At 33.4% G+C, this 3,134-nt stretch carries 2 protein-coding genes; both read left to right on the top strand.

Features of this window, described 5'->3' with window-relative positions; translation table 11 throughout:
- Window positions 1-2,464, top strand: a 2,464-nt coding sequence (locus tag AC1W31_RS20990; protein ID WP_481736460.1) for an RHS repeat domain-containing protein, incomplete at its 5' end; no start/stop codon positions are given.
- A 4-nt stretch (window positions 2,465-2,468) separates the two neighbouring features.
- Window positions 2,469-2,915, top strand: a complete 447-nt coding sequence (locus AC1W31_RS20985) for a hypothetical protein (RefSeq protein WP_481736459.1) — start codon at window positions 2,469-2,471, stop codon at window positions 2,913-2,915.
- Window positions 2,916-3,134: the final 219 nt, after the last annotated feature.

Below are 3,134 nucleotides of genomic sequence, written 5' to 3'. Positions count from 1 at the left end.
CGGCTATGAAGATAGAGGAACGGATTTATTGGGTTACACCAACCGTAGTTTTCCGAATGCTTATCCCGTAGCGGATGCCAATATCAAACACGTGATGTATTACGATGATTATACTTGGCAAACGGATGTTAATTACAATTTCAATGCGGCTAACGCTTTTCATGTTCAGGGACTTGCCAAGGGATTAATGACGGGACAACTCAAACGAAATTTAAAGACTGGAGCGTGGGAAAAGTTTGTGTATTATTACGATTATCGTGGAAAATTGATTCAAGAATTTTATCTAAGTAATCGGGGCAATCTTATTAGAAAAGACCATCAATATCGTTTTAACGGAGAAGTATTAAAAGTTAGAATTGAGAAAAAAAATGGGTCTAATGTGATTTCAACTAAAATTCTGAGTTATCAATACGACCATTTAGGCAGAAAGGTAAAATATAATCACTTTTTGAATGGAATGGATAAAAGTATTGCTACTTATGGCTACGATGATATTGGACGTTTAAGTAAAAAATCCTTTGCCCCTATTAGCATAATTAATAGCTCACAAACGGGTTCTTGGAATGCTACCACTACTTGGATAGGCAGCAATATTCCAACGCTTTCGGATAATGTAACGATAAACGCAGGTCATACCGTAACCATCAACGGGGGGGAGTCTGCTTCGGCAGGAATTTTATTTGACAAAGGAATATTACAAAACAAAGGTTCATTGTATCTGGGTAGTTTAAAACCTACTACCACTGCCACTGAGTTACAAACCTTAAACTATAAATACCATATTAGAGGTTTTCGGGGTATAAACTTAGATGCCAATAATAACCTAACCAATAGCATTTTTTCGTTTAAGCTGACTTACGAAGACGATAAGACATATTTTGATGGAAACATCAGAAACCAGTATTGGAAAAGTAATATTGATGGGATTCAAAGAGCCTTCCAGTATACCTATGACAAAGCGTCTCGTTTAATAGGAGCTACCTATGGCAGTGGGAAAACTGGAGAAGATTATGCTTTGAGTAGCGTGTCTTATGATGACAATGGAAACATTAAAACCTTATCAAGAAATGGAGCGACTAATAGTAATTATACCGCTTTTGGCAATGTAGATAATCTTACTTACACTTATCAAACAAACTCCAATAAATTACAGAAAGTAGCGGATGTCACCACATCAAATATCGATTTAGGTGATTTTAGAGACGGAACAAATACCGATAATGATTATACTTACTGGCAGGATGGGAGTTTAAAGAAGGATAAAAATAAAAAGATTGCTTCGATTACTTACAATTATTTAAAGTTGCCCGAAGTGATTACTTTTGACAATGCAAGAACTATTACCACAGAATACGATGCAGGAGGGTCAAAATTAAAAAAGATTGATTCCAACGGTGAAACGACTGATTATGAGGAAGATGAGATTTATGTAAACGGCAACTTATACCAAATTTCACACGATGAAGGTAGAATCGCCAATGGTATTTATGAGTATAATATTACCGACCATAATAATGATTTAAGAGTTTCCCTCAGGGATTCATCGGGCATTACTGTACCTACCCAAAGTATTTTTTATGACCCTTGGGGACTTTCGATGAAAGGAATGGCAATAACTCGCAATCCTACAAACTTCAATAAGTACCAATTCTTAAATCGGGAAACGCAATTTGAGACGGGTTATATAGATTTAATTCACCGTCAATTTGACCCGCAGATTGGGCGTTTTATATCCCAAGACCCTATTATTGATGGGCAAGAGCATTTATCCTTATTTCAGTATGGGTGGAATAATCCAATTTCACGACCTGACCCGAGTGGAGAATATCCTGATTTTGGAGATTTACTACAAAAAGCGAAAAAATATATCGCTAATAAAATTAATCAAACCATAGCCAACATAGCTTCTGCTACTGTTAAAGCAGTTAAAAATGAAGTAACAAATATAGTAAAAAATACTGAAGTAGCAGGGTATGTAAAAGCTGAAGGAAAACTAACAAGTGGTGTGAGAGTTGCTGGAGAAGTTAAAGGTGTTGGTTATGATGTAAATGCTTTTGCAGTAAGAACCTTATCATTAAACTTAGAAGCTGATACTAAAAAAGGGTTATCAGAGTCTGGGTATGACTATTTTCTCAGAGACGGTATAACTGCTACTACTGGAGGAAGTTTGGGAATTCCTGTACCTTTTGCTGGTGTAGGAGTTGAAGGAGGATATGAAAGAGAAACAACAGCAAGTAAAGATGGCTCAAGAACTATTAAAAGGGAAATAGATGGAGGAATAGCAACTCTTACCCCTATACCTTTAGGAACAGGAATAAAAATTTCTCGACAAGCAGGTACTTTAGGTACAACAAATGAGATGAAAATAGAGCCACTAAGAACAGGTTTTAAATCAGGTGGTATATATACTTTTTCGCTGGATTTAAGTATTGGAATAAGAATAACAAATAAAAATAATGAATAAAAATATGGAAAAGATTAGCTCAAGAGAAATTAAACGCTTGCAAATATTGGGATTAATTCTCTCTGCGATAACCATGATAATGTTATCTTTTTTTTTAATAATTTCATTTGATAAGAATTCACTGACTGTGTGGATATTAGGATTACTCATTAGTCTAATAATACTTTTAGTGAATAGCAAGGCTGTAAATTTAACTTATGAGAATAATTTTCTTTTTTTGAGTAATATCTTTTTTACAAAAAAGATAAGTGTTGATTTACTTTTAGATGTCAAAAGAATTTCAATTAATGGTATTTACTCCATAAAGTTTACAAGTGGAGAGACATATTATTTTGGAATTGATTCTGTCGAAGAGTATATGTTATTTTTTAAAAATGATAAACAGATTTATGCAAAACAAATAAAGTTAAAAATTATTGAGTTTGGTCGTCAAAACAGACTAAAAATATAAGTTTCATGTTGTTCTCCATTGTATGTAATCATAAATCTGAATATTTTTAGCGTTTCCAAAACTCAAATAATTATGCAAAAAATCTTAATAAGTATCGTATTTATCTTAATCAGCATCTGCACTTATTCACAAAATTTTGAAACAGGACAAATTATTAAAAATGGTAAAATAATTGAAGGATTGATTAAATATGAAAATTGGCTTAAAAGTCCTCAAAGT

It is taken from the genome of Arcicella sp. (assembly GCF_964672035.1).
This window is presented reverse-complemented; position numbering and strand designations above follow the sequence as displayed.